General features: G+C 30.3%; 4 protein-coding genes. All 4 read left to right on the top strand.

What is annotated here, in order from left to right; all coding sequences use genetic code 11:
* Nucleotides 1–419: 419 nt before the first annotated feature.
* Genes HMPREF9629_RS11025 through dnaB form a run of 4 tightly spaced genes read left to right on the top strand, consistent with a single transcriptional unit; the run spans nt 420 to nt 5,145 of the window.
* The gene (locus HMPREF9629_RS11025; protein ID WP_009526463.1) at nt 420–1,367 is read left to right on the top strand and encodes a DUF2232 domain-containing protein; all 948 of its coding nucleotides are present in this window, start codon (nt 420–422) and stop codon (nt 1,365–1,367) included.
* Nucleotides 1,364–3,364, top strand: coding sequence for a DHH family phosphoesterase (locus HMPREF9629_RS11030; protein WP_009526464.1), 2,001 nt, complete (start codon nt 1,364–1,366; stop codon nt 3,362–3,364). Before HMPREF9629_RS11025 ends, HMPREF9629_RS11030 begins: the two co-directional genes overlap by 4 nt.
* On the top strand, nt 3,361–3,807 hold the full coding sequence (rplI, locus tag HMPREF9629_RS11035; protein ID WP_009526465.1) for a 50S ribosomal protein L9: 447 nt from the start codon (nt 3,361–3,363) through the stop codon (nt 3,805–3,807). Before HMPREF9629_RS11030 ends, rplI begins: the two co-directional genes overlap by 4 nt.
* A 9-nt stretch (nt 3,808–3,816) precedes the next feature.
* Nucleotides 3,817–5,145, top strand: coding sequence for a replicative DNA helicase (dnaB, locus tag HMPREF9629_RS11040; RefSeq protein ID WP_009526466.1), 1,329 nt, complete (start codon nt 3,817–3,819; stop codon nt 5,143–5,145).
* Nucleotides 5,146–5,224: the final 79 nt, after the last annotated feature.

The raw sequence follows: 5,224 nt of genomic DNA on the forward strand, positions 1-5,224 counted from the left end.
TATATATATATATTNTNTTTTTGTTTGTATTCTAAAATTAAAACATATAAAAACTTTCTCATAAGTTTGCTAAACATTCTTATATTTTGAGAAAATGAATTATATAGTAAATAAAGAAGATTAAGGAGAATAATTTCTAATTTTTCTTATTTATTATAAGATTTTAATATATTATTTTTTGTATCATTTAAAAGTTAATTCACTATTAATTTAAATAACAATATAAAAATATTGATAAAAAATAGTTTGTAGCATTTGTTTATAATATTTTATTATATCATCTTTGTGAGATTTAGAGTAAATATAATCATTAATTGGTAAAGAAAGAGAATATATTATAGAAAAGCGATAAATTGTGTTTTTTTACATTTTATGATATAATTTATAAAATATTTTTTGAAATTTTTGTAGGAGATATTATGAATTTTAATAATAAAGATTTGGCCAGAATTTCTTTACTTATAACATTGGCTGTGGTCGTAGCTATACTTGCATATTATATTCCTGCATTAAGTATACTTTCGTTTTTAACAGGAAGTATATTTATGATTATAGGATTGATATCCAAAAATAAAGCATATACTTTTATATCTTTTATGGCATATGGTTTTTTGCTGTTTATTTTATTGGATCCTGTAAGTGCATTTATATATTTGGTTGTGTTTTGCATACCTTGTCTTATTATGGGCTATATTATGAAAAATAAAGATAATGAAGATATGGCATATTTTGTCGGTACTGTTGTTATGGCTGTTGCCGTATTGGGACTGCTTGCTGTTTTTATGCGTATGAGTGGTTTTGATTTTTTTGAAAATTTAAGGCAAAGCTTTGAGATGTCAACTAAACAGCTACAATCTATAAATCCGAATTATACTTTACCTAAGCAACTTACAGTAGACAATATAGTTAACATATCAAAGCAACTTTTTCCGTCAATTGTGATGATAACTTGCCTTTTTATGACTCTTATAAGCAAATATATGGGGTTATTTTTGCTTAGGAGAATTTTTCCTAAGGAGAAGATGAGTTTTAAGCCTTTCAGTCATTTTGAGTTACCTGACAGACTCGGTATATTCTTTTTGCTGTTTTGGCTTGTTATAAATGCACTTTCTTTATTTAATATTTTGGATAAGAATTATAGCGACAGACTTATTACAAATGTACTTTATCTGATTATATATATGCTTGTAATAGAAGGTCTTGCGGTTTTAATATTTTTTATAAATAAATTGAATAAGGGCAGTAGAATCATAGCTGTGCTTATTACTGTAATTTTGTTTTGGAGTGCATTTTTTGTACTTTCGTTTATCGCAATATTGGATATGGCTTTTGATTTTAGAAAGTTAAGCTTTAGGAGAGGCAAATGAACGATAAGATAAGATTTAATTTCCCTGAAGTTCAGCTGTACTTGGCATTTATATTTGTACTTAGTATTGTAATATCATATTTTGACAGACAAATCGGTCTTTTTGTATTTTTGATATTTGTATATTTGGTATATTATAATGCGAGGGCAATTAAGTATAAAAATAATGATTTATTGGTAGACTTCAAAAATTTGAGTATAGATATGGATGAGATATCAAAACAGACTATGCTCGATTTTCCTGTGCCTTTTTGTGTTATAAATGAATACGGCAATATAAAATGGAATAATGAAAAAATGACTGATATGCTTTCAAATAATGAGCTTATAGAAAAAAATCTGGGCAGTTTGCTCAACAATCTTGATATAGATAAGCTTATACCTAAGGCAAATGAAGAAATTATGTCTATGGATGATTATGTGGTAGGTGATAAGCATTATAAGATACAGACGGTGGATATTGCTAAGAATAATCAAAAGGCGAAAAAATATGCGGTGTATTTTTTCGATATAAGCAGTAAATTATTACTTATAGATAAGTATAATGAAATTAAACCTGTAATTTTGTCAGTACAGGTGGACAATTTTAATGATGTTGTAGAATCTGCAGCCGATGACTTCAGACCATTGCTTGAAGCCGATATAGAAAGACATATAAGGTTTTGGGTAGAAAAAAAAGACGGTATACTTACTAAATTGTCTAAGGATAAGTTTTTCTGTGTATTCAATGAGCCGATGTTAAAGCAGGCAGAAGAAGAAAAATTCAGTATATTGGATGATTTGAGAGAGATAGAACTGTCAAACACTATACCTGTAACTCTATCTATCGGTGCATCTACTTATGAGCAAAATCTGGCATATACAAACAAAAATGCAATGTCGGCTCTTGATATGGCTCTTGGTCGTGGTGGTGATCAAGCTGTCTGCAAGATATATGATAAAACCGTATTTTATGGCGGTAAATCAAAAGCTGTTGAAAAGAAAACAAGAGTTCGTGCAAGGATTGTCGGACATGCCATGAGAGATTTGATAAAAAAATCTTCCAATGTCCTTGTAATGGGACATTCATATCCTGATTTGGACGCTATAGGGGCGTGCATGGGTATAGTTGCTATATGTAATATGTTGGAATCACCTGTAAAAATAGTATTATCATCTTCAAATAAGTCGATAGACGATTTATATTATAAGATAAAAAATACTGAAGGATATAAAGATATATTCATAACTCATGATGAAACAAGCAAATATATTAATGAGCAAACTTTGCTTATAGTAGTTGACACTAATAAAGCATCTTTAACAGAAATGCCGCAGTTAACAGAAATTGTTGATAAAATTGTTCTAATAGATCATCACAGACGTGGAATAGAATTTTTGGATAAGGCTGTGCTTACTTTCCACGAAACATATGCGTCTTCAGCAAGTGAGATGGTAACGGAACTTGTACAATATGTAAAAGACGGTGCAAAATTGGATGTGCTTACAGCAGAGGCATTGCTCTCAGGAATAACCTTGGATACAAAAAATTTTGCATTTAATACAGGAGTTCGTACTTTTGAGGCGGCGGCGTTTTTGAGAAAAAATGGAGCAGATCCGTTAGAAATAAAAAAATTCTTCAAAGGAGATTTTGAAAATTTCATAGTAAAAGCGGATTGTATAAAAAATGCAAGAATAATAGAGGATATAATCGCTATATCATCATATGATAAAAAAATTAAAGGTCCATCTTTAATAGCCGCTCAAATAGCTGATGAACTGTTGGGAATAAAAGGAATACAGGCAAGTTTTGTCGTAATAGAAGGTATAAATGGATCAGTACAAGTGTCTGCACGTTCTATTGAAAATATAAATGTACAAGTTATAATGGAAAAATTAGGAGGCGGAGGACATATAGATACCGCTGCAACGCAAATACGAAACAAATCTGTAGATGAAGTAATAAAGTTAGTAGAAGAAACCGTAAAAATATATCTTAAGGAGGAGTACAATAAATGAAAGTAATATTATTGAAAGATTTAAAAGGAACAGGAAAAAAAGGAGAAATAAAAGAAGTATCAGATGGATATGCAAGAAATTATATGATACCTAAGGGATTTGCACAAGAGGCTACAACTCAAAATCTAAATTTACTCAACCAACAAAACAGTGCAAAAGAACATAAAATGGAAATAGACAGACAAGCAGCGCTTGATATAAAATTAAAATTAGATAATGACAAACTCATTATAAAAGCTAAGGCTGGAGAAGGACAAAAGTTATTCGGTTCAATAACATCAAAAGATATAGAAGATGAATTGAAAAAACAAAAAAATATATCTGTGGATAAAAAGAAGATAGATTTAAAAGAACCTATAAAAATGGTAGGCAGTTTTACAGTTAAACTTAAACTGTTTACAAATGTAGTGTGTGATTTAAAAGTAGAAATAGAACAAATTTAGGTGATGATTATGGAAAATAATAATCAACAAGATAATGATATAACCATATCTGCAAAAGCCGAGCAATCTGTGCTCGGCTCTATACTTATAGATAACGATACAATAATAGAAATATCCAATATACTATCTATGGATGATTTTAATTATGATGCACATAAAGCCATATATAAAGCTATGCTTGAATTGTATACCTCAAGCAAGCCGATAGATTTTTTAACGCTTACAAATGCTATAAAAAATTCTGTAAATATAGAAGAAGTAGGTGGATATGAATACATATCCAAACTCCCATCAATGCCTGATTATTCAAGTAATGCTGTACATTATGCTAAAATAGTAAAAGAAAAATCTACGTTGAGAAAATTGGTAAAAGCATCTCAAGACATAATAAATACGGCAAAATCAGGGAAATCGGTAGAAAATGTGCTTGATGAAGCAGAGCATACAATATTTAATATTTCTCAAGAAAAGACAAAATCAACACTTCATCATATAAAAGATGTGCTTACAGATACATATAGCGTAATAGAGCAAAATTATAAAAATAAAGGCTCTATGACAGGAATAACAACAGGTTTTATAGATCTCAATCACATTACAAACGGCTGGCAAAAAACTGATTTAATACTTGTTGCCGCAAGACCTGCTACAGGAAAAACTGCATTTGCATTAAATCTTGCACACAATGCATCAAAAGACGGAAAAAAAGTTGCAGTGTTTTCCTTGGAGATGAGCGAAACCCAATTGGCCCAGAGAATTTTGTCTGCTGAAAGCAAAGTTGAGCTGAAAAAACTAAAAACAGGCGAGCTTGAAGAAGAAGATTGGCAAAAACTCATAAACGCAATATCGGTTATGACGAAATATCCTATTTATATAAATGATACAGCAGGAATAAATTTGCTTGAAATACGCTCAGAATGTCGCAAACTGAAAATGCAAAAAGGGCTTGATATGATAGTTATAGACTATCTTCAATTAATGGAATCTGAAGTAAGAACGGAGAGTAGGCAACAGGAAATATCCAAAATATCAAGGGGGCTGAAAATTCTTGCAAAAGAGTTGGGTTGCCCCATAATAGCATTATCTCAGCTCTCAAGAGCGCCTGAACAAAGGACTAATCACAGACCTATGTTGTCAGATTTGAGAGAATCAGGAGCAATAGAGCAAGATGCTGATATAGTTATGTTTCTATACAGAGATGAGATATATAATCCTGATACAGATAAAAAAAATGTAACAGAGGTTATACTTGCAAAACATAGAAGTGGAGAAATAGGAACTGTTGAACTTGCTTGGCATGGAAAATATCAGTTGTTTTTGAGTTTGGAAACGTATTAATAATAGCTTATGTAATGCTGAATACTATTTAGATTAAATGTTGAAAAAATTTTTTTTCCAAAAAATCTCATCACTTTAA

It is taken from the genome of Peptoanaerobacter stomatis, assembly GCF_000238115.1.
Lineage (GTDB): Bacteria > Bacillota > Clostridia > Peptostreptococcales > Filifactoraceae > Peptoanaerobacter > Peptoanaerobacter stomatis.